Raw genomic sequence first — 22,659 nt, 5'->3', positions numbered from 1 at the left:
GCGCTACGCCGCATGTCGCGCGAGCGCGACGCCGACGCGGACTTCGAGCTTGCTCATCGTGATGGTGGGGCCGCGCGGCGGCGCCGTCGAACGGTAGGTTTTGCCCGTGGGCGTCGTAAAAAGTGCTGTATGGGTATGGTTTTCGTCGACGCTCGTGCGCACCCGCCACCCCGCATTTTCCTTGACGTAGTTGCAGTGCTCGCACAATCCGAGGCCGTTGTCCGCGGTGGTCGGGCCGCCGACGGCCCACGGCTGCGCGTGGTCGCGGTGCCTGATCGGCGCGTCGCAGTAGGGAGTGCGGCAGTGTTGATCGCGGAGCCCGATGAACGCGGCCAGGCCCTGCGGGAAGAGTCGTGCCCGTGATTCCATCGCCACCAGCGCCCCGGCCTGGGGATGCGCGTAGAGCCTGCGCAGAGTCGCTCGCGAACGTCGATCGGCGGCGGCCGCGGCGACCATGCTGCGGGCGACCGCCGCGGGAACGGGACCGTAGCCGGAGATATCGGCCGGCACATCGCCACCGCCAAGCAGCGTTTCGTCGGACAGCACCAGGTTGACCGCGACCGGGGTGGGGACCGGTGCGCAGCGGCCGGTCACCCTTTCCACCAAGGTGTCCGCCATCACCTGCCCGCGCGGGCGCCCGTCACCGCAAGTGTCTGCTTCGCGGCGCAGCGCCGCATACACCGAAACCCCCTGAGCCACCGGCAATAACGCCGAGACATAGGTCATCGTGTCGGGCGCCGGCCGAATGGTGACGGTGCGGTCGTTCTCGGCCTTGGCCGCCCGCTCGACGACGGCATGCGGATCGAGCCGGTAGGCGATCGCCTTTGCGGCCGCGGCCACTCGCGCATCGCCCATGCCGCTCAGGCTCGCCGGGTCGGCACACATTTCCGCGTCCAAGGCGCGGCGGTCCTCGACGTCCAGGCATGCGCTCTCGCGCACGATCAGCGTCGCCCGCCACTCCGACAGGGCCCCGCATTCCAGCGCGGCCAGCGTATGCGGCATCTCGTGCACCAGGGCTTTGGCGAAACCCAGATGCCGGCCGCCCCGCGCGGGGGAGTCCCGTCGCGCCAGGGCAACCTCGCTTGCCACGCCGCGTCCGCGGCGCGCGGCGGGCACCCCGGTGGCCGCTTCGGTGGCTCGACGCGCCGCGTCCAGAGCGGCCGCCGCCCGGGCCTGGCCGGCGGCCGCCGCGGACTTGAGCGTCTCCAGCTCGGCGATGCGCTCTACCAGCGACGATTCGTCGGCTGCCGGATCGACGGCGGTCAATTCCTCGAACATACTTTCGATAGTAATTGTGCCCACTGACAAGCGGGCCCATGGCTACTCTGGGCATGTGAGCCCCAGAGGGCGGATCCGAGTCGTGCGGGTCTACGACGACGTCGGCGCTGACGAGGGTCAGCGCGTGCTGGTCGATCGGGTCTGGCCGCGCGGCATGCGCAAGGACGACCCGCGGGTGGGTATCTGGTGCAAGGAGGTCGCGCCATCGAAGGACCTCCGCGAGTGGTACCGACACCGGGCCGAACGGTTCGACGAATTCGCTTCGCGCTACAAGGCGGAACTGCGCGACAGCGCCGCGCTGGAGGAGCTCCGCAAGCTAGCCAAGCGGGGTCCGGTCACGTTGGTCACCGCGACTCGCGAGGTTGACATCAGCCAGGCGGCCGTCCTGGCGAAGCTGCTGAAAAGCCGGTGATCGCCAGTTCTCACCGTGAGACGATCGTGCGATGCGTTTGGGATTGCATGCGCTCGGGATCGGCGCCGGCGCCGACCGCGCGGTGATCGATGCCGTCGCGTCAACTGCGGATGAGTGCGGCTTCGCCACCCTTTGGGTAGGGGAGCACGTCGTCATGGTAGACCGACCCGCTTCGCGCTATCCCTATTCCGACGACGGCGTCATTGCCGTTCCCGCCCAAGCGGATTGGCTTGACCCGATGATCGCGCTGAGCTTCGCCGCTGCCGCCTCATCCCGGATCGGCGTAGCGACGGGCGTGCTCCTGCTGCCCGAACACAATCCGGTGCTGGTCGCCAAGCAGGCCGCCAGTTTGGACCGGCTGAGTGGTGGGCGGCTGACGCTGGGAGTGGGCGTCGGATGGTCCCGGGAAGAATTCGCCGCACTCGGAGTGCCGTTCGCGCATCGTGGTGCGCGCACCGCCGAATACGTTGGCGCGATGCGCACATTGTGGCGTGATGACATCGCCTCGTTTGAGGGGCAGGCCGTCCGTTTCGACTCCATTCGGGTTAATCCCAAGCCGCTGCGCGATCGTCGTATCCCCATTGTGGTTGGGGGCAATAGCGATGCGGCACTGGGGCGCGTGGCGATGTGGGGCGACGGCTGGTACGGGTTCAATCTCGACGGCCCGGCAGCGGTGCGCGATCGGATCGCCAAGCTGGAACAACTGTGCGCGGAATCGGGCCGGGACCATACCCGGCTGCGACTCTCGGTGGCGCTGCGCGACCCGAGCGTGGGTGAGATCGTCGCCCTCGCCGAGTTGGGCATCGACGAATTGGTTCTCGTCGAGGCGCCCCCGGACAAGCCCGAGGCGGCAGTCGAGTGGGTTTCCGCGCTGGCGCAGAAGTGGATGGTCCCCCGCTGAAGCGCGTTCGACCAGCAGCGTCGTAGGCTCAGGCGCAGAAATGAGTGACGCCGAACCCATCCTCCCGCGGGAACTGACCGACCTTCCCGAGGAGATCCGTAGCGTCCCGCCGCCCCCCATCCCGGACCTACCCGAGCCGTACGGTTTGCGACTTGCCGACCCGGGTGCCGACGCCGACATGATCTCCGAGTGGATGAGCCGCCCGCACCTGATCGAAGCCTGGGAGTCGCACTGGCCGGTGGCGCGGTGGCATCGCTACCTGCGGGCGCAACTTCAGGGTGACTTTTCTCGTCCCTTCCTGGCGATGCACGACGCGGTGGACCGCGCATATATCGAGCTATACAGAGCGGCAAAGGATTCCATCGCCACTCGCTACAATCACGATCCTCACGACCTGGGTTTGCACGTCGCGGTCGCCGACCTGGATTACATCCAGCGGGGACACGTCGGGTACCTGCTGCCGCATTTGGTGGGCGGCATCTTCACCCTCGACCCGCGGTGTCGCCGAATCATGTTCGATCCCGACCACCGCAATGCGTTGGCGCGCAAGTTCTGTGAGCGTGGTGGCTGCGCATTCCTCGGCGAGCATGACATGGCGAATCGCCGCATGGCGCTGTACGTGCTGCCGCGCACCCCCGACGACGTCCCGCGCGCCTGACTAGATCAGCTCGGCAAGGCGCTGCCCGATGAACGCCGCCGCTACGCCCAGCACGACGCTGAAGACGATGTTGGCGAGCGAGGAGCGCAGTTGGCGCTCCTCGCCGAGTCGCTGCGTCTCCAGCATCCAGGTCGAAAACGTGGTGTAGGCGCCGACGAAGGCCGTGCCAGCCAGCAGGGCCGCCTCCTTGTTCAGCGCCAGACCGCCGAGGAAGCCGAGAAGCGCTGCGCCGCTGATGTTTACGACGAGGGTACCGAACGGGAACGGCCGGGACACCCGGCGCGCCACCGCACGGTCGATGACAAAGCGCAGCACCGATCCGATGCCGCCGATGAGCGCGACGCCCAGCCAGACCAGCGCCGTCGTCGCCGCGGCGGCGGTCATTGACGCACCCGCACCCGGCGCACCAACTTGGTGGCCAGGTGCACCGCCAGCAGCCCGAGCACGATGCTGGTGACGGTGTAGCCGGCGGCCAACCCGCAATGGCCGTGCTCGATCATCCGCACCGTCTCCACCTGCATCGTGGAGAAAGTGGTTAAGCCACCGCACAATCCGGTGCCGAGCAAGGGGCGCCGATAGCTCGACGTCGGCAACCGCTCCAACAGTCGGGTCGTGAAATAACCCACCAGAAAGGCCCCCACGACGTTGACCGTGAACGTCGGCCACGGCCAGCTCCCTGGGTCGCCGCCGGCGAGGGCGCTCAGTGCGGCACGGGCCAGGGAGCCCAGCGCCCCACCGGCAAACACCGCGGCCAATTCGCGATAGTCCCGTTGCGCCACTGGCGTCGATTCCCTTCGTTTGCCGGTGCGCTACGCAGCGTATGGCGGGAGTACCGACCGGCGCAGGCCGGGGGGACTCGGACACGGGCAGAATTGGTAACCATGGTGGCCAACCCTCGCGCCGGTCAGCCGGCCCAACCCGAAGACCTTGTCGATCTGCCCCACCTGGTGACGGCCTATTACTCGCTTCAGCCCGATCCCGGCGACGTCGCGCAGCAGGTGGCATTCGGCACGTCGGGACACCGCGGGTCGGCACTCAATGGCGCATTCAACGAGGCGCACATCCTGGCGATCACCCAGGCCATCGTCGAGTACCGGGCCGAGCGCGGCACAACGGGCCCGTTGTTCATCGGACGGGACACGCACGGCCTGTCCGAGCCGGCCTGGGTCTCGGCGCTGGAGGTGCTGGCCGCCAACGACGTCGTCGCCATGATCGACTCCCGCGACCGGTACACGCCGACCCCGGCGGTCAGCCACGCCATCCTCACCTACAACCGCGGCCGCACCGACGCGCTGGCCGACGGAATCGTCGTGACGCCGTCACACAACCCGCCTTCGGACGGGGGCATCAAATACAACCCGCCCAACGGCGGCCCGGCCGACACCGACGCAACCAACGCAATCGCCAAGCGCGCCAACGAGATTCTGCGCGACGGGTCGGGCGTCAAGCGCATTCCGCTGGCCCGCGCACTGCAGGAAGCGCAGCGCCACGATTACCTCGGCAACTATGTCGACGACCTGCCCAACGTGGTCGACATCGATGCCATCCGCGCGGCCGGGGTGCGGATCGGCGCCGACCCGCTGGGCGGGGCGAGCGTGGACTATTGGGGCGAGATCACCGCGCGGCATCGCCTGGATCTGACCGTGGTCAATCCGCTGGTCGACGCGACGTGGCGGTTCATGACGCTCGACCACGACGGCAAAATCCGGATGGACTGCAGCTCGCCCGACGCCATGGCGGGACTCATCCGCGCGATGTCCGACAACCCCGGCCGCTACCAGATCGCCACGGGCAACGATGCCGACTCCGACCGCCACGGCATCGTCACCCCCGACGCGGGGCTCCTCAATCCGAACCACTACCTGGCGGTGGCCATCGAATATCTCTACACGCAGCGGCCGTCGTGGCCGGGCGGCATCGCGGTCGGCAAGACCGCGGTCAGTTCGTCGATGATCGACCGGGTGGTCGCCGGCATCGGCCGCAAGCTCATCGAGGTGCCGGTCGGCTTCAAGTGGTTCGTCGACGGCCTGATCGAGGGTGGCATCGGCTTCGGCGGCGAGGAATCGGCCGGGGCGTCGTTCCTGCGGCGTGACGGCTCCGTGTGGACCACCGACAAGGACGGCATCATCCTGGCCTTGCTGGCCTCCGAGATCTTGGCGGTCACGGGGTCGAGTCCCTCGCAGCGCTATGAACGGTTGACCGCCCAATACGGCACGCCGTTCTACGCGCGGGTCGACGCGCCGGCCGATCGCGAGCAAAAGGCCCGGCTGGCCAAGCTGTCGGCCGACGAGGTGACGGCAACGGAACTGGCGGGGGAGCCCATCACCGCCAAGCTGACCGCTGCGCCGGGCAATGGCGCCGCGTTGGGCGGATTGAAGGTGACAACGGCCAACGCGTGGTTTGCCGCGCGACCGTCGGGAACCGAGGACGTGTACAAGATTTATGCGGAATCTTTCAACGGAGAAGGGCATTTAGCGGAGGTGCAAGAAACTGCGCGCGAGGTAGTTAATAAAGTCATCGGGTGACCCTTTCCCCCCGCCTTACCCGCCCGGGGGGACGCGCGCCGCGTTCGACCCGCCTGCCGCGCGAAGTTTGGATCCTTAGCTGGGCAAATATCATGGTTGCCCTGGGTTACGGGGTCATTTCGCCGGCGCTGCCGTCTTTCGCCCGCAGTTTCGGCGTCAGCATCAAGGCGGTGACCTTCTTGGTCACCGTCTTTTCGTTGGCCCGCCTGTGTTTTGCGCCGGTCAGCGGGCAGCTGGTGCAGCGGCTGGGGGAGCGGCGGATCTACATCGGCGGGATGGTGATCGTCGCGGTCTCCACCGGCGCGTGTGCGTTTTCCCAGGCTTACTGGCAATTGATGGCTTTCCGCGTCATCAGCGGAATCGGATCGACAATGTTTTATGTTTCGGCGCTGGGACTGATGATCCATATCAGCCCGCCCGACGCCCGCGGACGGGTCGCGGGCCTTTTCACCACGTCGTTCATGGTCGGGGCCGTGGGCGGCCCGGCCGTCGGCGCCCTGGCGGCCGGTTGGGGGCTCACCGCGCCGTTCATCGTGTACGGCGTCGCGCTGCTCGGTGTGGCGGTGGTGCTGTTTTTCGGCTTGCGGAATTCGGCCCTGGCCGCCCCGGGGCCGCCGACGCGGTCGACGGTGACGATGCGAGAGGCGTTGCGCGTGCGCGCCTATTGGTCCTCGCTCGGGGCCAATTTCGCGACCGGTTGGTCGGCGTTCGGCCTTCGTGTCGCCCTGGTCCCCTTGTTCATCACCGACGTCATGGGCCGCGGCGTCGGCGTCATCGGCATTGCGCTCGCGGCGTTCGCAGGGGGCAACGCGTTGGCCATGATCCCCAGTGGCTACCTGTCCGACCGGATGGGACGGCGCACGTTGATGATCGTGGGCCTGGCGTTGTCCGGCGCGGCGACCATCTTCTTGGGCGCGGCGTCGTCATTGCCGAGGTTTCTGGTCGCCGCGGTGGTGGTGGGGGCGGTGACGGGCATCTACATGTCGCCGATGCAGGCCGCCGTCGCCGACATCCTGGGCAGCGAGGCGCGCGCGGGCAGTCCGGTGGCGGCCGTTCAGATGATGTCCGACCTGGGCGCGATCGTCGGATCCGTGACGCTCGGTTGGGTCGCCGAGCGGCTGAGCTACGGCTGGGGTTTCATCATCAGCGGCATCGTTTTGCTGATCGCCGCGGTGGGCTGGGTGGTGGCCCCGGAGACCCGGACGGTGCCCGTTCCGGAGCCCGACCCCTTGCCGTCTCCGCACACGTTGAATCTTCCTGAGCAGCAACTTTGAAGGACGGTTACCGGTGGTGTAGCTTCGATGAGCACGACTTGGGGCTATGGCGCAGCTGGTAGCGCACCACACTGGCAGTGTGGGGGTCAGGGGTTCGAGTCCCCTTAGCTCCACCGAAATAACTGGGCGCATCGCGCCAATCGACGTCGCGGGTCTAGCAGAATGCGGCGGTCATGAAACTCCCGCCGGCCACGAGCGCGATGACGAGCGCGGCGGTCTCGTGCCCCGTCGACGCCGCGGCGACGACGCCGGCGACCGCGCTGATGAATATCGTGACGGCCAGAAACGCCATGAACAGCCGGTGCGAATTGACCGCCGCGCCGGAACGAGGCGTGACCATGGCCTTGTTCGTACGATTCACGCCCACCATGAAATCTCCTTGGTTGTGACGCCCGCAACATATCACGCGCAGATGTGGCCTACATCACACATTACTAGGCGCGCCGTGGTATCAGTCCGGTATCATTCGGCTATGGGAATGACTCTTCGGCCCAGTGAACAGCAGGCGGAAGCGCTGCGCAGGCAGGCCAGTGCGGAAGGCCGATCGATGCAGGCCGTCGCGCTGTCGGCCATCGACGAGTACATCGCCCGGCGGGCGCACAAGGCCAAGGTCGCCGATGCGCTGCAGCGCGTGCTTCGCGAGGAGGCAGGTGTTCTGGAGCGCCTCAAGGACGCATGACGGACTATCTGGACCTCGAGGATCTTCTGGAAATTGCCCGAAAAGCCGTCGGAGTGGACGTCATTGTCCGGGATTACGGCTTGCTTGAATCCGCTCTGGCGCGTCCTCGAGCCTCCATCTTTGGCCAGGACGCCTACCCGGATCTGCACGTCAAGGCCGCCGCACTGCTGCATTCGCTGACACGGAATCACGCGCTGGTGGACGGGAACAAGCGACTCGGGTGGGCGGCCTGCCGGACGTTCCTGGCAATCAACGCCCAGTGGATCAGTGCGCCCGAGGACGATCGCTTCGATTTGGTGATCCGGGTGGCCACCGGTGCGATGGCCGGTCTCGACGACATTGCGGCACAACTGCGCGGCTGGAGCCACCCGTGACCGCTGCGAACCACGCCGGCTTCGGGCAACGCCGTTATGCGGCGGCGATCCGCCGATTAGGTTTTCGTCTTGGGGCGCATTAATCTAGCCCGCGGTTCGATTGCGACTCAGGAAAGCAGCCATGCCTGTTCAGCCCACTCTGCTGCGCCGACAAGCGCCGCGTAGCGTCCGTCGACAGCGGGTCGCTCCCCGCGTGAAATGTCCGATGGTCGGTCAGTGCTTCGACATCGAAGTCACCCGCGACGCCGACGGATGGGCGATCAGCGTTCCCGAAATCGGCCGGACCACCCGCACGACCAGTCGGGCCGCGGTGGAACTGGCCGCGCGCGAGTGCATTGCAACCTGGACCGGTATCCCGATCGGTTATGTCGCCGTCTACGTCGTCAGCGAAATCGCTTAACAGTCGAGGGCGCGTTGTTGTCGGGCGGCCTGCAGGATCGAGCCGGCGGTGACAAATGCGGGTTTGTCGCGGTCCTTGCCCTCGACGGGCAGCCCGGCCGCGCGGCGCAGCACCATCAGCGCAAGCCCGCTGTACGTCGCATAAGGAACGATCAAAAGGTTCACCCGCTCCTCGCTGCCGATGAACGTCATCACGTGCTGGCGCTTGTGTTCCCATCCGTGCCAGTTGAAATCGGGCGGCCGTTGTAGGGCCGGCCAGTTGACGTTGACAGAGCAGATGTCGCCGAGCAGGGGTGTCAGTGCCGCGACAAGGCCGGGCAATTCGTTGGTGATGCGGTCCGCGCGTGGCCACCACGCTCCGTCGATGTCGCCGCCCAACTGGTGGGCTACCGAGACCCGGACGGGGACGGCCGTGCGTCGGCTCAACGTGCGATACACAGATTGTTCCTAAGTTCGGCATCGCTCGTCCGCGGTCGCGTGCGAGTGGAGGAATCACATTGCCCTTGGGTGTTCACTGCGCCCATTGCGGTAATTTCCGCGGACAACGAAACGGCTCACCTTCGACGCTACCCCACCATCGAGGTTTGCTCGCTATAGGAGCGCGGTCAGGTGACCAGGGGCAGCGCGTAACCGCGACGCAGCTTGCCGGACGGCGTCTTGGGAATCGCCCCTGGAGCCAGCACCACCACGCTGCGTGGCCGAGCCGCGACTTCGGTGACGACTTCGTGAGCGACCTCGTGCTTGATGCGCCGCACCTGCGCGGGATCGTCGACGTCGTTCGACTCCACCGCAACGGCAAACGATTCCCGAGAATGGCCGGCATCGAGCCGCACGGCCGCCACACACCCGGCGCGCACGCCGACGACCCGCCCGGCAGCACGTTCGACATCACCGGGGTAGATGTTGCGTCCGGCCATGATGATGACGTCTTTGGCCCGACCGCAGACGACCACGTGGCCCTGCTCGGTGAGGTAACCCAGATCGCCCGTGTTCAACCACCCCTGATTGTCTTGAGCGGCCACAAAACCGGCCGTCGTGACATACCCGGACGTGACCGGATCACCCCGCAACTCGATGACTCCCACACCTCGAGGCGCCAGAAGGGCGCCGTCCTCATCGACGATGCGTGCCTGTATGCCGTTCAGCAGCGGCCCCAGCGACGCGAGCCGACGGGTGCGGCCGGTGGAGGCGGGCACTGCGCGCCGCAGCACCGCCAGCATGTCGCCGTCCACCTCATCGACGACGAGTCCACGGCCACACTCCGAAAATGACACTGCCACAGTTGTTTCGGCCATTCCATAGGCGGGCAAGATCGCTTCTGGACGCAGTCCGAACGGCGCGCCGGCCAAACACAGTTCCTCCACGTCGGCCGGTTCGACCTGTTCGGAACCCGATAACGCCCACCGCAACGACGACAGATCAAAATCACCGGGCTTTGCGTGCCGCCGTAACCGCTTGGCCAGCAACGCGTAGGCAAAATTCGGTGCCGCGGTCATGGTCGCTCGGTACTTATCGATCAACTTGGGCCACAACAAGATATCGGACAGGAAGTCGATCGGCGTGATCTTGACCAACTCGGCACCGAATAGCATTGGCACCGTTAAAAATCCGGTCATTCCCATGTCGTGGAAAAGAGGTAACCAGCTCACGATCACATCGGTATCCAGGTCGTACCGGGCACCGACGAACATCGCCTCGGCGTTGGCGATCACGTTCGCATGAGTGATCATCACTGCTTTGGGACAATCCGTCGAGCCCGACGTCAACTGCAGAAGCGCCAGATCGTCCTCACCGCTGTCGACGACAGCGGTCGGTGCGGCGCTCAACAGCTCGGCCATCGTCACCACCGCGACGTCGTGCTCGGCCAACACGTCCACGGCGGCCATGAACGGCTCCGACACGATCACGACGGTCGCCTCGATCATCGTGATGACCGCCAGGGTGTCGCGGACCCACGCCTGCAGATCGGTGCGTGGCGTCGGTTGATGCAGCATCGTCAGACACGCGCCGCGCAGCCACACACCCTGCGCGATCGGCGCGACTTCCGCCGGGGCGCCGGCCAGCACACCGACCCGATCGCCCGCGCCGACCCGGAGCGCCGCCAATCCGCCGGCTACCCGCCGGGCGCTCTGATGAACTTCGGTCCAGGTGGACCGAACTGGCGAACCGGGCTCGCCGGTCACCAGGCCGTGGGTACTCGTCTCCGCAGCGCACAGCATCGCATCAACGAATCTGCTCACCGCCACCTCCCCTGCGTCAGGCCAGCTACAGGCCTGTTTTGGTCATCTCGGGACGTATGAGGTGCCGAGGACATGCTACTGACCTCAGGCGCGTCTCCCCAGAGGGCGCGCCGCCCGTCCGGGTAAGGGCGACGGCCGCGGCAAGCTGATCCGCCCGCGAGAAACGCGGAACTGCGGATAGGCTGGTGGGAACAAGGGAGGATGGACATCATGTCCACACAGAATTGGTCCGACGCACCCGAGATTCACCCGTCGCAGATCCGGGTCGGCGACGTCATCGGCACGCGGCGCCCCACGGAATTGCGCCTGACCGTGAAAATGATCAGTGGTCCGCAGAGCGGTCCGCGGCAATGGACATTTTTCAGCCGCGACGACAACGGCCAACAGCGCACCAGCACGTTCGGCGAGGACGACGTGGTTCGCAGATACGCCAAAGCGGCATGACAATGCCTTAGATCCGTGCCAAACGCCAAGGGCGGCAACGGATTCTAGGATCCCGCGGCGATCGCGATCGATTTCGTGTCCAGGTAGCTGTCGAGGCCTTCGGGCCCGAGCTCGCGTCCGTAGCCGCTTGCCTTGACCCCGCCGAAGGGCGCGAAGGGATCCATCGTGTACCCCTGGTTGACGCCGACGGTCCCGGTGTGGATGCGGGTGGCCATCGCCAGCGCGCGGTCGGTGTCGTCGCTCCACACCGATCCCGCCAGGCCGTAATCGGAATCGTTGGCGATCGCCAGCGCCTCCTCGTCATCGCGGTAGGGGATGACGGTGATGACGGGCCCGAAGATCTCTTCCCGGGCGATGCGCATGGTGTTGTCGGCCGCCGCGAACAGGGTGGGCCGGACATACCAGCCGCGGTCGAGCCCGTCGGGCATGTCGGTGCCGCCGACGACGACGCGCGCGCCCTCGTCCTGACCGATCTGGATGTAGTCGCGAACGCGCTGCTGCTGGCGCCGGGACACCAACGGACCGAGCTGGGTGTCGGGATCGTTGGGATCGCCGACGCGAAGGCCGGCCATCTCGGCCGCGAGCGCGTCGACGTACTCGTCGTGGCGCCCCTGCGGGACCAGCACCCGGGTGAGCGCATTGCAGATCTGGCCGCTGTTGGACAGGCTCGCGGAGCGCACCCCGGCGGCCACCTTGTCCGGCGATGCGTCGTCGAGGACCACGGCGGCGGACTTGCCGCCGAGTTCCAGGCTGACCTTGGTGAGGTTGACCGCGCAGGATGCGGCCACGGCGCGCCCCGCCGTGGTGGAGCCGGTGAACGACACCTTGTCCACGCCACGGTGGGCGACGAGGTAGGCGCCCAGCGCACCGTCGCCCGGCAGGACGCTGACCACGCCCGGCGGCAGGCCGGCCTCGGTGATCATCTCGCCCAAAAGCAGTGCGTCCAACGGGCTTTCGGGGGCAGGCTTGAGCACGACGGTGCAGCCGGCCAACAGCGCGGGCACCAGTTTGGTGACGATGAGGAACTGGGGCATGTTCCACGGCACGATCGCCGCGACGACGCCGACGGGTTCCTTGCGGACGTGCACGTCGCTCCCGAAGAACCCGGGCCTCGTCTCCTGCCACGGATGCCTTTCGGCCAGGTCGCAGAACGCGCGCATCATGAACGCCGGCAGGCCGACCTGGGCGCGCTGGGCGAAGCTGATCGGGGCGCCGATCTCGGCCGTGATCGTCGTGGCCATCTCCGCGCGGCGTCCGTCGTAGATGTCGGCCAGGCGCCGGATCGCGGCGATCCGCTCCGCCGGCTCGCTGCGGCCCCAGGGCCCGAAGGCCGCCCGCGCGCCGGCCACCGCCGCGTCGACGTCGTCGGATCCCGCCGCATTGACCTCGGCGATGGGTTCCTCGGTGTGCGGCGAGATGACGCGCAGGACGCCGGCGGGCGGCCGTGCCCCGTCTCTTGCGGCGATTTGCAGTGCGGGGTTGTGGTCCATCCGCGCCTCCCGGGGGCCAGTATCAACTACTTGCTATTGGTGAGTCGAGGATATACCGTCGGCCCTGACGGAGCTCTCAGGGATGGGTGAAACCGGTGCGCAGGTGGTTGTTTTCGCGCGGGCAGTGCCGCGGCGAGCGGCTGACACCTGAGGTTTCGGTGAGATTGGACTGCATAAGGAGCGATCATGCCTCGATTTCCTAAACCGCCGGAGGGAAGCTGGACTCAGCACTACCCGGAATTGGGCACCGCGCCGGTGTCCTACGAGGACTCGATCAGCCCCGAGATCTACGAGTTGGAACGCGACGCCATCTTCAAGCGGGCCTGGCTGAATGTCGGTCGCGTTGAACAGCTTCCGCGCAAGGGTAGTTACCTCACCCGGGAACTGAAGGTCGTCAACACCTCAATCATCCTGGTTCGCACGACATCTGGCGATATCAAGGCTTATCACAACGTGTGCCGGCATCGCGGCAACAAGCTGGTGTGGAACGACCTGCCGCAGGAAGAAACGAGCGGAGTGTGCCGGCAGTTCACCTGCAAATACCACGGTTGGCGCTACGACCTGGACGGCAACCTCACCTTCGTGCAGCAGGAGGAGGAATTCTTCGACCTCGACAAGGGTCGCTACGGGCTGGTGCCGGTGCACTGCGACGTGTGGGAAGGGTTCATCTTCGTCAACTTCGCCAAGAAGCCCGAGCAGTCGCTGCGAGAGTTCCTCGGACCCATGATCACCGGGCTGGAAGGCTACCCGTTCGACAAGATGATCTCGCGCTGGTGCTATCGCTCTGAAGTCAAGGCGAACTGGAAGCTTTACATGGACGCGTTCCAGGAGTTCTATCACGCGCCCGTGTTGCACGCGAACCAGTCACCGACCGCGTACTCGAAGGCGGCCGCCGAGGCGGGTTTTGAGGCCCCGCACTACCGGCTGGACGGGCCGCACCGGCTGGTCAGCACCTCGGGGGTGCGCGCCTGGGAAATGGCGGACGAGATGCGCAAACCGATGGAGGACATCTGCCAGAGCGGGCTGTTCGGGCCGTGGGACAAGCCCGATCTGGGCCCGATGCCCGAGGGGCTCAACCCGGCGAAATGTGATCCGTGGGGGCTGGATTCGTTCCAGCTGTTCCCGAACTTCGTCATCCTGTTCTGGGGCCAGGGCTGGTATCTGACCTACCACTACTGGCCGACGACTTACAACAGTCACCTCTTCGAGGGCACGCTGTACTTCCCGGCGCCGCGCACCCCCCGCGAGCGGGTGGCCCAGGAACTGGCGGCGGTGTCGTTCAAGGAATACGGGCTGCAGGACGCCAACACGCTGGAGGCGACCCAGACGATGCTCGAATCCGAGGTGATCGACGAGTTCTTGCTCTGCGACCAGGAGGTCCTGATCCGGCACCTGCACAAGGAGACCGCGGCCTGGATCGATGACTATCGCCGGACGACGAGCGCGGGGGTGTGAACGCGATGCCGACGATGCTGCCCGCCGAGTTCGCCGACCTCGAACCGTTCGCCGAGTGGTGCCTGGCCAGCGAACCCGAACGCTACGCCAAGAGGCTCGCCAGTTCGATGGTCGAAATGAAGGCCTTCTACGACGCGATCACCCCGCGCGCTGAGGAAGCATTGTCGTTCTGCGACAAGTTCTCTCTCGACGACTTGCCGGACGACGTTCTGAATTTGATGCACCTGCTCTACTCCATGATCATGGTGTCGTTCCCGGTGGAGTGCTGGAAGCAACCCCGCGTCCCCGACTCGGGCGCTTCGACCCTGGACTGCGTGTCCGAGCCGGTTCCATGACCGAGGCGACCGTCCTGCGGGCGGCGCGTTGGGCCGACGTCGTCACGGGGCAGATCCACGCTCCGGCGGTGATCGTGGTCGAAGGCGAACGCATCGGTGCGATCAATCCCGAAGAGCCGCTGCCGGATTCGGCCACCATCATCGACCTCGGCGACATGACGCTGCTGCCGGGCCTGATGGACATGGAACTCAACCTGCTCATCGGCGGGCCCGGCGGACCGGAGGGCCTGCCGTCGCCCATGCATGGCGTGCAGGACGACCCCTCCTATCGCACGTTGCGCGGTGCGGTCAACGCGCGCACCACCCTGGACGCCGGGTTCACCACGGTGCGCAATCTCGGGCTGATGGTCAAGACCGGCGGGTATCTGCTCGACGTGGCGCTGCAGCGCGCCATCGACCAGGGCTGGCACATCGGGCCGCGCATCTATCCCGCCGGCCATGCCGTCACCCCGTACGGCGGGCACCTGGACCCGACGGTCTTTCAGCGGTTGGCTCCCGGGGTCATGCCGCTGTCGGTGGCCGAGGGCATCGCCAACGGCGTCCCCGACGTGATCGCCTGCGTGCGTTACCAAATCCGGCACGGCGCCAAGCTGATCAAGGTCTCCGCCTCGGGCGGGGTGATGTCGCACAGCACCGCCCCCGGCGCGCAGCAGTACTCCGATGCCGAGTTCGCCGCGATCGCCGACGAAGCCCACCGCGCCGGAGTCCGCGTGGCCGCACACGCCGTCGGAGACACCGCCGTACAAGCCTGCATCCGTGCCGGGATCGACTGCATCGAGCACGGCTTCTTGGCCAGTGACGAAACGATCCAGATGATGGTCGACCACGGCACCTTCCTGGTCTCGACCACATACCTGACCGAGGCCATGGCCATCGACCGCATCGCACCGGAGCTGCGCAAGAAAGCGCTCGAGGTGTTCCCACGCGCAAAGGCCATGCTGCCCAAGGCGATTGACGCGGGCGTCCGGATCGCGTGTGGTACCGACGCGCCGGCCATCCCGCACGGCCAAAACGCCAAAGAACTGGGCGCACTGGTTGCGCGGGGCATGACTCCCGCACAGGCAATCCGCGCGGCCACGGTGGTGGCCGCCGAGCTGATCGACGCCGACGACGAGTTGGGCAGGCTGGCGCCCGGCTATCTGGCCGACATCATCGCCGTGCCGGGGGACCCGTTCGATGACATCGCCAGGACCCTCGACGTCCGCTTTGTCATGAAGAACGGACAGATCTACAAGAACCCCGCGGCCTGACGGAGGCAGCTATGGAACTCACCGACAACATCCTGTGGCTGCTCAAACAGGCCTTCTATTACTCCCTGACCACCATCAACGAGGCGATGCGGGAACACGGTGTGAGCACTGCCCAGATCGGTGTGCTGCGCCAATTGGCCAACGAACCCGGGTTGTCCGGCGCCGAATTGGCCCGCCGGCTGCTGATCAGCCCGCAGGGCGTTCAGCTCGCGCTCACCGCCTTGGAGCGCCGCGCCCTGGTGGAAAGAAAACAGGACCCCCAACACGCGCGCATCCTGCGGGCCTACCTGACCGGGGAAGGCCGCAAAGTCGCCGAGACGGTCGTCAACGACGCGATCGCCGCACACCAGGAGGTGTTCGGCGTGCTGACCGAGGACGAGCAGCGGACCCTGCGCGAACTGCTGGGCCGCGTGGTCGAAAAGGGCACCGGCCATGAGCTGTTCGACGATCACGTCGAGGGTTGACACCTGCTACGACGGCGCCCGCGCGCACCTTCGGGCCGCGGCGCCGGACGATGAATATCTAGTACTTGAGACTAATCGCAAGTAGTTGATACTCTGGCGGGGATGGGAGAGAACCGCATGGCAACGGACGCCGGTCCGGCGACGCTGAGCACCGGACCCGGGGGTGTCGACATGGCTGATGTGCCGGACGGCTTTGTGCCGCTGCGGATCAAGCAGGTGGTACGCGAAACCCGCGACGCCGTGTCGATCGTTGTCGATGTTCCGCAGGGCAGTGCGGCACAGTTCGGCTACCAAGCCGGACAATTCCTGACGCTGCTGGTCAGCATCGACGGACGCGAGTACCGGCGCTGCTACTCGATGTCGTCGTCCCCCGCCGTCGGCGAAGACCTGCGCATCACGGTCAAACGCGACCGCGACGGCGCGGTGTCGAACTGGCTCAACGACACCGCCGCACCCGGCGACCAGCTGTACGCCCTACCGCCGCAGGGTCGCTTCGTCTTGAACGACACCGACCGAGAGCTGGTCGCGTTCGCCGGCGGAAGCGGCATCACGCCGGTGTTCTCGCTGCTGCGCACCGCGCTGGCGTCCGGCACGCGCAGCGCGCGGTTGTTCTACGCCAACCGGAATCGTGACGCGGTGATCTTCGATGAGGCCCTGCAGGCGCTGGAAAGACAGCACGCAGACCGCTTCGTCCTGCACCACCATCTCGACGACCAAACCGGCTTCGCCACCCAAGCGGACATCGCCGCGTTCCTCGAGAACACCGACGGCGCCGACTTTTACGTCTGTGGGCCGAACGAGTTCATGGAGACGGTGCGGGCCGCCCTGGGTGGGGCGGGGGTGCCAGCCGACCGCCTGCACATCGAGCACTTCGACGTGACCGATGTGACCGCGGCGGCGCCGCCCGACGCCGACGCGGTCACCGACGAGGTCACCATCGTGCTGGACGGATCGACGACCACCGCGCCGTACTACGCGGGCAATACGTTGCTGCAGACGGCCCGCATGGCGGGGCTGCGGGCGCCGTCCTCGTGTGAAATCGGTTCGTGTGGAACGTGTATGGGCCGCCTGACGCAGGGCAGTGCCCGGATGATCAACAACGATGCGCTCGACCAGGACGAGGTCGACGAAGGCTGGGTGCTGACGTGCCAGGCGGTGCCGACCAGTCCCACGGTGCGGGTGGTCTACGAATGAGCGAAAAGGCGGTCGACGGTGGAGCGGTTGCGATGACGCGGGTGGCGGTGGTGACCGGCGGCGCCTCAGGCATGGGGGAGGCGACTTGTCACGAATTGGGTCGGCGCGGCCTCAAAGTGGCCGTCCTCGATCTCAATGAGCATGCGGCGCAACGTGTCACGGACGACCTGCGCGCCGAAGGCGCGACCGCGCTCGCGGTGGGCGCGGACGTCACCGACCGGTCCGCTGTGGAGCAGGCATTCGCGAAGGTGCGCAGCGAACTGGGGCCGGTGACGGTCCTGGTGACCAGCGCCGGGATGTTCGGGTTTTCGCCCTTCCTGGACATCACCGCCGAATCCTGGTCGCGGATCATCGATGTCAACCTGACCGGCACGTTTCATTGCTGCCAGGTCGCGCTCCCCGACATGGTGGAGGCGAACTGGGGGAGGATCGTGATGATCTCGTCGTCGAGCGCCCAGCGCGGATCCCCGTTCGCCGCCCACTATGCGGCGTCCAAAGGGGGCGTGATCACGTTGACCAAGTCACTGGCCCGCGAATACGCGCCGCACGGGATCACCGTCAACAACATTCCACCCTCGGGCATCGAGACACCGATGCAGCACCAGGGCCAGGCCGCCGGGTACCTGCCCTCCAACGAGCAGATCGCCAGCAATATCCCGTTGGGCTACCTGGGAACCGGGGCCGATATCGCGGCGGCGGTGGGATTTTTATGTTCGGAAGAAGCAAGGTACATCACCGGTCAGGTCTTGGGTGTCAATGGCGGATCGGTGATGTGATAGTGAGGGATGCGATGACCAGATCAGGCCGGCCGCCGGAAGGCTCCTGGACCGAGCACTACCCCGAATTGGGAACCGGGCCCGTCTCTTTCAGAGATTCGACGTCACCGGAGTTCTACGAACTCGAGCGGGAAGCGATCTTCAAGCGGGCGTGGCTCAACGTCGCCCGGGTGGAGGAATTGCCCCGCGTCGGCAGCTATCTGACCAAAGAGATCGAAGTCGTCGGGGCGTCGGTGATCGTGGTCAAAGGCAAAGACGAGCGAATCCGCGCCTTCTACAACGTGTGCCGGCACCGCGGAAACAAACTGGTGTGGAACGACTTTCCCGGTGAAGAGACCCGCGGGACGTGCCGGCAGTTCACCTGCAAGTACCACGGTTGGCGCTACGACCTGCAGGGCGAGCTGAAGTTCGTGCAGCAGGAATCGGAGTTCTTCGACCTCGATCCGGGAAAGTACGGATTGCGTTCGGTGCACTGCGACGTGTGGAACGGCTTCGTCTTCATCAACTTCGACAGCGAACCGCGCCAGAGCCTGCGCGAGTTCCTCGGCCCGATGATCACCGGCCTCGACGACTATCCATTCGGCAAGCTGACCGAACGCTACGACTGGGTGGCCCACAACAACAGCAACTGGAAGATCTTCGCCGACGCCTTCCAGGAGTACTACCACGTGCCCTCGCTGCACTCACAACAGGTGCCGTCGGAGGTGCGCGACCCCAACGCCGGATTCACCTGCGGGCATTTCCAACTCGACGGCCCGCACCGGTTGGTCTCCACCGCCGGACGGCGCCGCTGGCTGTTGCCGCCGGAATACATGTACCCGATCGAGCGGGCCACCCGCAGCGGTCTGGTGGGGCCGTGGCGGACCCCGGACATCGGCGAGCTGCCGGCCGGCCTCAACCCGGGAGGGATCGAGCCCTGGGGGATCAGCAACTTCCAGATCTTCCCGAACATCGAGATTCTGATCTACGGCGGGTGGTATCTGCTGTACCGGTACTGGCCCACCTCGCACAACACGCACCGGTTCGAGGCATACACCTACTTCCACCCGGCGAGCACCGTGCGGGAACGCATCGAACACGAGGTCGCCGCGGTGGTGCTCAAAGAGTTTGCGCTGCAAGACGCCGGGATGCTGGGTGGTACGCAGGCGGCGCTGGAGTACGGCATCGTCGACGACTTCCCCCTCAACGACCAAGAGATCTTGGTGCGCCACCTGCACAAGGTCGTCGTCGACTGGGTCGAAGCCTATCGCCGCGAACAGGATCCGGTGGGGGTGTGACCATGCATCCCATGTTGCCCAGCGCATTCGCCGAGCTGGAGGACTACGCCCAAACCTGGTGCCTGGCAACCGAGACCGAGCGCTGGAACGCCCGGGTCGGTGCGTCGATGCCGGAGCTGCTTGGCTTCTACGACGCGTTCTTCCCCCGCCTCGAAGAGGCCATCGACTACTGCGACAAGTTTCCGCTCGACAACCTGCCGGACGACGCGCTGAACCTGTTGCACATGATCTATTCGCTGATCATGGTCGCCATGGCGGTCGAGATCATGCATCAACCGGCCCCGGTCGACGCCGCCGACGCGGTCATGACCCGGACCGGCTGGCCGGTGCCCTGATTCATCCCTTCTCCGAAAGGTCCGACCATGGGTCTGCTGACCATCACGAAACTCACCGAGTCCGTCGGCGCCGAAGTCGCGGGCCTCGAGCCCACCGCGCTGGCCGACGACGACTCGGTCGGTGCCGCGGTGTTGGATGCGTTGGAAGACAACGGGGTTCTGGTCTTCCGTGGGCTGCACCTCGACCCGGCGGCCCAGGTCGGCTTCTGCCGTCGCCTCGGTGGAGTCGATCACTCCTCCGACGGTCACCATCCGGTACCCGGCATCTACCCGATCACCCTGGACAAGTCCAAGAACGCCTCAGCCGCCTACCTGAAGGCGACCTTCGACTGGCACATCGACGGCTGCACGCCGCTGGGTGAGGAATGCCCCCAGAAGGCCACGGTGCTCTCGGCGGTGCAGGTGGCCGAATGGGGCGGGGAGACGGAGTTCGCCAACAGCTACGCCGCGTACGACGCCCTGACCGATGAGGAGAAGGAGCGGTTCGGCGCCTTGCGTGTGGTGCACTCACTGGAAGCGTCCCAGCGCCGCGTGTATCCCGACCCTTCACCGGAACAGGTGCAGCGCTGGCGATCTCGGCGTACGCATGAGCATCCGCTGGTGTGGACACACCGCAGCGGCCGCAAATCACTCGTGCTGGGCGCCTCCGCGGATTACGTCGTCGGCATGGATCTCGACGCGGGCCGGGCACTGTTGGATGAACTCCTGGACCGCGCGACCGCGCCCGAGAAGGTCTACAGCCATAACTGGTCGGTCGGGGACACCGTCATCTGGGACAACCGCGGGGTGCTGCACCGTGCGGCCCCGTACGACCCGAACTCCCAGCGCGAGATGCTGCGCACCACCGTGCTCGGCGACGAGCCGATCGAATGACGGCAGCCGACCAGCATCCGCTGCGTCTGACACCGTTGCCCGCCGACGAGTGGGACGAGCGCGCCCGGGAAGCGTTGGCATCCCTGATCCCGGTCGAGCGGGCCAATCCCGTTGGTGCGGGCAATGTTTTGTCGACGCTGGTCCGCCACCCCGACCTGACGGCGTCCTACCTGCCGTTCAATGCCTACCTGCTGACCCGCTCGACGCTGTCGCCTCGGGTGCGAGAAGTCGCGCTGCTTCGCGTGGTGCATCAAAGCAAGTGCGGCTACCTGTGGTCGCACCACCTTCCCATCGCCGCGCGGGCGGGCCTGTCCGAATCCGAGATCGACGACATCCGGTCCGGCCGCTGCGCCGACCCGACCGACCAAGCCGTGATCCGGGCCGTCGACGACCTCACGGGTGACAGCACGATCGGCGAAACGACCTGGGATGAACTGTGCCGCCTGTTCACCCAGCAGCAATGCATGGATCTGATATTCACCATCGGTGGCTACCTGCTGCTGGCCTTGGCCGTCAACACGTTTGGCGTCCAAGACGAGGCACGGTAGAGCTCGGCCTCACCCCGAATGTGGCGCGCGGGCTGACTCACGTAATAGGCGACTTGCGAAAGCGCCGGCCCATGCGCTCTCGCGTTCGCGAACCGTCTCATGGTCGGTGCTATCTTCTCAGCTATCTCTCAGCGGACCCGCCTTACGCTGGAGCTCTCGAATAGACCTCAACTTTGTGCCGTGCGGGGGGTCGATGATGAAGATCGCGTCCGTCATCGCCCGTCAGCTGCTGGACTGCAAGGCTCGGCCGCTGGTCGAGGTTGAAATCACCACTGACACCGGTCATGTCGGCCGCGGCGCATCACCGACCGGCACGTCCGTCGGCTCGCACGAGGCGTTCGTCCTGCGTGACGGCGACCGAACGCACTACAACGGGCTCAGCGTGCACCGCGCGATCGCCGCCGTCACCGACGAAATCGCTCCCGTCCTGTTCGGCGCGGAACTCGACGATCCGCGGTCCCTCGACAGAATCATGATCGAGCTCGACGGCACGCCGGACAAACACCGACTCGGCGGCAACGCGATCTACTCCACGTCGATCGCGTTGCTGCGCGCGGCCGCCGCGGCCGCGGGCATGCCCGCCTACACTTACGTCGGCGCTCTGCTCGGACTCAAGCCCCCCACCACCGTCCCGGTGCCCAGCTTCAACATGATCAACGGCGGTCATTATGGGGATGTCTGTCAGACGTTCAGCGAATTCCTGGTCGTGCCGTATCGTGCGGACTCCGTCGCCGCGGCGGTGGAGACGGGTGTGAGCGTGTTCGCAATGCTCGGCGAGGTGCTTGCCGTGCGACTCGGCCGCACACCGACGCTGGCGTCGTCCTACGGATACGTCGCGCCGTCCAGCGATCCGCACGTCGTCCTGGAAATGTTGGTCGACGCGGTCGAGCGCGCCGGCTGCGCCGACGTTGTCGCGTTCGCGCTCGACTGTGCGTCCAGCGAGGTATACGACAGCAGCTCTGCGACATACGCATTCAACGGCGAGAGGGTCACCGCGGCGGCACTGATCGACCATGCGCGGGAACTGTCGACGGAATTCCCGATGCTGTTCATCGAAGACCTGCTCGACGGGGATGACTGGGCCGGATTCTCCAAAGCGGTGCAGACGGTCAACCGTTCGATCATTCTGGGGGACGACCTGATCGTCACCAACCGCGACCGCTTGCAGCGGGCCGTCGAGACGTCGGCCGTTGACGGCTTCATTTTGAAGCCCAACCAGGTCGGGACCATCGCCGAGGCGCTGGACTGCTTCGAATACGCCACGCGGAACGCTATTTTGGCGATCCCCTCGGGGCGGTCGGGTGGTGTCATCGACGATGTGGTGATGGACCTGGCGGTGGGGTTGGGGGCGCCATTTCAGAAGAATGGCGCGCCGCGCTCGGGTGAGCGCATCGAGAAGCTCAACTTCCTGCTGCGTGCAGCTGAAGGCATCCCAGACTGCGCACTGGCGGACGTGCCGGCACTGGTGCGGTTCTGAG

At 66.2% G+C, this 22,659-nt stretch carries 27 protein-coding genes and 1 tRNA gene; 21 read left to right on the top strand and 7 right to left on the bottom strand.

All coding sequences use genetic code 11. The features are described 5' to 3' along the window. Window positions 1-3: 3 nt before the first annotated feature. Window positions 4-1,278, bottom strand: coding sequence for a DUF222 domain-containing protein (locus JF781_RS00640; RefSeq protein ID WP_225326459.1), 1,275 nt, complete (start codon window positions 1,276-1,278; stop codon window positions 4-6). 55 nt (window positions 1,279-1,333) lie between these two features. On the opposite strand from JF781_RS00640, the gene JF781_RS00635 reads away from it, so the two are divergent. Genes JF781_RS00635 through JF781_RS00625 form a run of 3 tightly spaced genes read left to right on the top strand, consistent with a single transcriptional unit; the run spans window position 1,334 to window position 3,249 of the window. Further along, complete coding sequence (locus JF781_RS00635) at window positions 1,334-1,690, top strand: DUF488 domain-containing protein (protein WP_225326460.1); 357 nt, start codon at window positions 1,334-1,336, stop codon at window positions 1,688-1,690. A gap of 31 nt (window positions 1,691-1,721) precedes the next feature. Then, window positions 1,722-2,591, top strand: a complete 870-nt coding sequence (locus JF781_RS00630; protein WP_225326461.1) for an LLM class F420-dependent oxidoreductase — start codon at window positions 1,722-1,724, stop codon at window positions 2,589-2,591. Window positions 2,592-2,631: 40 nt separating this feature from the next. Further along, window positions 2,632-3,249 (top strand): GNAT family N-acetyltransferase, encoded by a 618-nt coding sequence (locus tag JF781_RS00625; protein WP_225326462.1) that lies wholly within the window; start codon window positions 2,632-2,634, stop codon window positions 3,247-3,249. On the opposite strand, the gene crcB (JF781_RS00620) is transcribed toward JF781_RS00625, so the two are convergent. Together crcB (JF781_RS00620) and crcB (JF781_RS00615) are read right to left on the bottom strand one after the other, a co-directional pair. After that, window positions 3,250-3,633, bottom strand: coding sequence for a fluoride efflux transporter CrcB (gene crcB / locus JF781_RS00620; protein ID WP_225326463.1), 384 nt, complete (start codon window positions 3,631-3,633; stop codon window positions 3,250-3,252). Then, complete coding sequence (gene crcB / locus JF781_RS00615; RefSeq protein ID WP_225326464.1) at window positions 3,630-4,028, bottom strand: fluoride efflux transporter CrcB; 399 nt, start codon at window positions 4,026-4,028, stop codon at window positions 3,630-3,632. The genes crcB (JF781_RS00620) and crcB (JF781_RS00615) overlap by 4 nt, the downstream gene beginning before the upstream one ends. Before the next feature lie 102 nt (window positions 4,029-4,130). Between crcB (JF781_RS00615) and pgm the strand changes: the two genes are divergently transcribed. The 3 genes from pgm to JF781_RS00600 all read left to right on the top strand — a co-directional run bounded on the left by pgm (window position 4,131) and on the right by JF781_RS00600 (window position 7,161). Next, on the top strand, window positions 4,131-5,774 hold the full coding sequence (pgm, locus tag JF781_RS00610) for a phosphoglucomutase (alpha-D-glucose-1,6-bisphosphate-dependent) (protein ID WP_225326465.1): 1,644 nt from the start codon (window positions 4,131-4,133) through the stop codon (window positions 5,772-5,774). A 71-nt stretch (window positions 5,775-5,845) separates the two neighbouring features. Then, complete coding sequence (locus tag JF781_RS00605; protein WP_308011529.1) at window positions 5,846-7,048, top strand: MFS transporter; 1,203 nt, start codon at window positions 5,846-5,848, stop codon at window positions 7,046-7,048. Between the two features lie 40 nt (window positions 7,049-7,088). After that, window positions 7,089-7,161: transfer RNA gene (locus tag JF781_RS00600), tRNA-Ala, on the top strand. Window positions 7,162-7,202: 41 nt separating this feature from the next. Here JF781_RS00600 and JF781_RS00595 read toward each other — a convergent pair. Further along, a complete protein-coding gene (locus tag JF781_RS00595; RefSeq protein ID WP_009954684.1) occupies window positions 7,203-7,418 on the bottom strand; it encodes a hypothetical protein in 216 nt (71 codons plus the stop codon). 102 nt (window positions 7,419-7,520) lie between these two features. On the opposite strand from JF781_RS00595, the gene JF781_RS00590 reads away from it, so the two are divergent. From JF781_RS00590 to JF781_RS00580, 3 genes are all read left to right on the top strand, one after another. Further along, a complete protein-coding gene (locus JF781_RS00590) occupies window positions 7,521-7,727 on the top strand; it encodes a hypothetical protein (protein WP_026071253.1) in 207 nt (68 codons plus the stop codon). Further along, complete coding sequence (locus tag JF781_RS00585; RefSeq protein WP_225326467.1) at window positions 7,724-8,101, top strand: type II toxin-antitoxin system death-on-curing family toxin; 378 nt, start codon at window positions 7,724-7,726, stop codon at window positions 8,099-8,101. Before JF781_RS00590 ends, JF781_RS00585 begins: the two co-directional genes overlap by 4 nt. Before the next feature lie 205 nt (window positions 8,102-8,306). Continuing rightward, the gene (locus tag JF781_RS00580; RefSeq protein ID WP_225326579.1) at window positions 8,307-8,501 is read left to right on the top strand and encodes a long chain fatty acid-CoA synthetase Faa4p; all 195 of its coding nucleotides are present in this window, start codon (window positions 8,307-8,309) and stop codon (window positions 8,499-8,501) included. Here the strand turns inward: JF781_RS00580 and JF781_RS00575 are convergent. Both JF781_RS00575 and JF781_RS00570 read right to left on the bottom strand, forming a co-directional pair. Further along, window positions 8,498-8,938 carry a DUF5994 family protein gene (locus JF781_RS00575; protein WP_225326468.1) on the bottom strand — a complete coding sequence of 147 codons (441 nt, stop codon included), beginning with the start codon at window positions 8,936-8,938 and terminating at the stop codon, window positions 8,498-8,500. The genes JF781_RS00580 and JF781_RS00575 overlap by 4 nt on opposite strands. Window positions 8,939-9,105: 167 nt before the next feature. Further along, window positions 9,106-10,740: a fatty acyl-AMP ligase gene (locus JF781_RS00570; RefSeq protein WP_225326469.1), complete on the bottom strand. Its 1,635-nt coding sequence runs from the start codon at window positions 10,738-10,740 to the stop codon at window positions 9,106-9,108. A 210-nt stretch (window positions 10,741-10,950) separates the two neighbouring features. On the opposite strand from JF781_RS00570, the gene JF781_RS00565 reads away from it, so the two are divergent. Beyond that, on the top strand, window positions 10,951-11,184 hold the full coding sequence (locus tag JF781_RS00565; protein ID WP_225326470.1) for a hypothetical protein: 234 nt from the start codon (window positions 10,951-10,953) through the stop codon (window positions 11,182-11,184). Window positions 11,185-11,228: 44 nt separating this feature from the next. On the opposite strand, the gene JF781_RS00560 is transcribed toward JF781_RS00565, so the two are convergent. Next, the gene (locus JF781_RS00560) at window positions 11,229-12,674 is read right to left on the bottom strand and encodes an aldehyde dehydrogenase (RefSeq protein WP_225326471.1); all 1,446 of its coding nucleotides are present in this window, start codon (window positions 12,672-12,674) and stop codon (window positions 11,229-11,231) included. Window positions 12,675-12,860: 186 nt separating this feature from the next. Here JF781_RS00560 and JF781_RS00555 point away from each other — a divergent pair, with 186 nt between their 5' ends. The 11 genes from JF781_RS00555 to JF781_RS00505 all read left to right on the top strand — a co-directional run bounded on the left by JF781_RS00555 (window position 12,861) and on the right by JF781_RS00505 (window position 22,658). Next, on the top strand, window positions 12,861-14,129 hold the full coding sequence (locus tag JF781_RS00555) for an aromatic ring-hydroxylating dioxygenase subunit alpha (RefSeq protein WP_225326472.1): 1,269 nt from the start codon (window positions 12,861-12,863) through the stop codon (window positions 14,127-14,129). Next, window positions 14,126-14,464, top strand: a complete 339-nt coding sequence (locus JF781_RS00550) for a hypothetical protein (RefSeq protein WP_225326473.1) — start codon at window positions 14,126-14,128, stop codon at window positions 14,462-14,464. The genes JF781_RS00555 and JF781_RS00550 overlap by 4 nt, the downstream gene beginning before the upstream one ends. Beyond that, window positions 14,461-15,714 (top strand): amidohydrolase family protein, encoded by a 1,254-nt coding sequence (locus JF781_RS00545; RefSeq protein ID WP_225326474.1) that lies wholly within the window; start codon window positions 14,461-14,463, stop codon window positions 15,712-15,714. The genes JF781_RS00550 and JF781_RS00545 overlap by 4 nt, the downstream gene beginning before the upstream one ends. An 11-nt stretch (window positions 15,715-15,725) precedes the next feature. After that, complete coding sequence (locus JF781_RS00540; RefSeq protein WP_225326475.1) at window positions 15,726-16,178, top strand: MarR family winged helix-turn-helix transcriptional regulator; 453 nt, start codon at window positions 15,726-15,728, stop codon at window positions 16,176-16,178. Window positions 16,179-16,280: 102 nt separating this feature from the next. After that, window positions 16,281-17,372 carry a ferredoxin--NADP reductase gene (locus JF781_RS00535; RefSeq protein WP_225326476.1) on the top strand — a complete coding sequence of 364 codons (1,092 nt, stop codon included), beginning with the start codon at window positions 16,281-16,283 and terminating at the stop codon, window positions 17,370-17,372. A gap of 32 nt (window positions 17,373-17,404) precedes the next feature. Next, window positions 17,405-18,148 (top strand): SDR family NAD(P)-dependent oxidoreductase, encoded by a 744-nt coding sequence (locus tag JF781_RS00530; RefSeq protein WP_225326580.1) that lies wholly within the window; start codon window positions 17,405-17,407, stop codon window positions 18,146-18,148. Between the two features lie 14 nt (window positions 18,149-18,162). Continuing rightward, on the top strand, window positions 18,163-19,425 hold the full coding sequence (locus JF781_RS00525) for an aromatic ring-hydroxylating dioxygenase subunit alpha (protein ID WP_225326477.1): 1,263 nt from the start codon (window positions 18,163-18,165) through the stop codon (window positions 19,423-19,425). Continuing rightward, window positions 19,422-19,760, top strand: a complete 339-nt coding sequence (locus JF781_RS00520) for a hypothetical protein (protein ID WP_225326478.1) — start codon at window positions 19,422-19,424, stop codon at window positions 19,758-19,760. The genes JF781_RS00525 and JF781_RS00520 overlap by 4 nt, the downstream gene beginning before the upstream one ends. A gap of 27 nt (window positions 19,761-19,787) precedes the next feature. Beyond that, window positions 19,788-20,633 carry a TauD/TfdA family dioxygenase gene (locus tag JF781_RS00515; RefSeq protein WP_225326479.1) on the top strand — a complete coding sequence of 282 codons (846 nt, stop codon included), beginning with the start codon at window positions 19,788-19,790 and terminating at the stop codon, window positions 20,631-20,633. Further along, window positions 20,630-21,181 (top strand): carboxymuconolactone decarboxylase family protein, encoded by a 552-nt coding sequence (locus tag JF781_RS00510; RefSeq protein WP_225326480.1) that lies wholly within the window; start codon window positions 20,630-20,632, stop codon window positions 21,179-21,181. The genes JF781_RS00515 and JF781_RS00510 overlap by 4 nt, the downstream gene beginning before the upstream one ends. A gap of 193 nt (window positions 21,182-21,374) precedes the next feature. Next, the gene (locus JF781_RS00505; protein ID WP_225326481.1) at window positions 21,375-22,658 is read left to right on the top strand and encodes an enolase; all 1,284 of its coding nucleotides are present in this window, start codon (window positions 21,375-21,377) and stop codon (window positions 22,656-22,658) included. Window position 22,659: the final 1 nt, after the last annotated feature.

This window comes from Mycobacterium sp. WUMAC-067 (genome assembly GCF_020217485.1).
GTDB lineage: Bacteria > Actinomycetota > Actinomycetes > Mycobacteriales > Mycobacteriaceae > Mycobacterium.
Note: the sequence above shows the minus strand (reverse complement) of the source record. Positions and strands in the feature narration are given on the sequence as shown.

Bases quoted from the DNA above. Each gene is read 5' to 3' on its own strand.
- JF781_RS00545 (WP_225326474.1), top strand. From the start codon at position 14,461: ATGACCGAGGCGACCGTCCTGCGGGCGGCGCGTTGGGCCGACGTCGTC.
- crcB (WP_225326463.1), bottom strand. From the start codon at position 3,633: ATGACCGCCGCCGCGGCGACGACGGCGCTGGTCTGGCTGGGCGTCGCG.
- JF781_RS00595 (WP_009954684.1), bottom strand. From the start codon at position 7,418: ATGGTGGGCGTGAATCGTACGAACAAGGCCATGGTCACGCCTCGTTCC.
- JF781_RS00560 (WP_225326471.1), bottom strand. From the start codon at position 12,674: ATGGACCACAACCCCGCACTGCAAATCGCCGCAAGAGACGGGGCACGG.
- pgm (WP_225326465.1), top strand. From the start codon at position 4,131: ATGGTGGCCAACCCTCGCGCCGGTCAGCCGGCCCAACCCGAAGACCTT.
- JF781_RS00625 (WP_225326462.1), top strand. From the start codon at position 2,632: ATGAGTGACGCCGAACCCATCCTCCCGCGGGAACTGACCGACCTTCCC.
- JF781_RS00505 (WP_225326481.1), top strand. From the start codon at position 21,375: ATGATGAAGATCGCGTCCGTCATCGCCCGTCAGCTGCTGGACTGCAAG.
- JF781_RS00515 (WP_225326479.1), top strand. From the start codon at position 19,788: ATGGGTCTGCTGACCATCACGAAACTCACCGAGTCCGTCGGCGCCGAA.
- JF781_RS00640 (WP_225326459.1), bottom strand. From the start codon at position 1,278: ATGTTCGAGGAATTGACCGCCGTCGATCCGGCAGCCGACGAATCGTCG.
- JF781_RS00540 (WP_225326475.1), top strand. From the start codon at position 15,726: ATGGAACTCACCGACAACATCCTGTGGCTGCTCAAACAGGCCTTCTAT.
- JF781_RS00590 (WP_026071253.1), top strand. From the start codon at position 7,521: ATGGGAATGACTCTTCGGCCCAGTGAACAGCAGGCGGAAGCGCTGCGC.
- JF781_RS00510 (WP_225326480.1), top strand. From the start codon at position 20,630: ATGACGGCAGCCGACCAGCATCCGCTGCGTCTGACACCGTTGCCCGCC.
- JF781_RS00580 (WP_225326579.1), top strand. From the start codon at position 8,307: ATGGTCGGTCAGTGCTTCGACATCGAAGTCACCCGCGACGCCGACGGA.
- JF781_RS00585 (WP_225326467.1), top strand. From the start codon at position 7,724: ATGACGGACTATCTGGACCTCGAGGATCTTCTGGAAATTGCCCGAAAA.
- JF781_RS00555 (WP_225326472.1), top strand. From the start codon at position 12,861: ATGCCTCGATTTCCTAAACCGCCGGAGGGAAGCTGGACTCAGCACTAC.
- JF781_RS00525 (WP_225326477.1), top strand. From the start codon at position 18,163: ATGACCAGATCAGGCCGGCCGCCGGAAGGCTCCTGGACCGAGCACTAC.
- JF781_RS00565 (WP_225326470.1), top strand. From the start codon at position 10,951: ATGTCCACACAGAATTGGTCCGACGCACCCGAGATTCACCCGTCGCAG.
- JF781_RS00630 (WP_225326461.1), top strand. From the start codon at position 1,722: ATGCGTTTGGGATTGCATGCGCTCGGGATCGGCGCCGGCGCCGACCGC.
- JF781_RS00535 (WP_225326476.1), top strand. From the start codon at position 16,281: ATGGGAGAGAACCGCATGGCAACGGACGCCGGTCCGGCGACGCTGAGC.
- JF781_RS00530 (WP_225326580.1), top strand. From the start codon at position 17,405: ATGACGCGGGTGGCGGTGGTGACCGGCGGCGCCTCAGGCATGGGGGAG.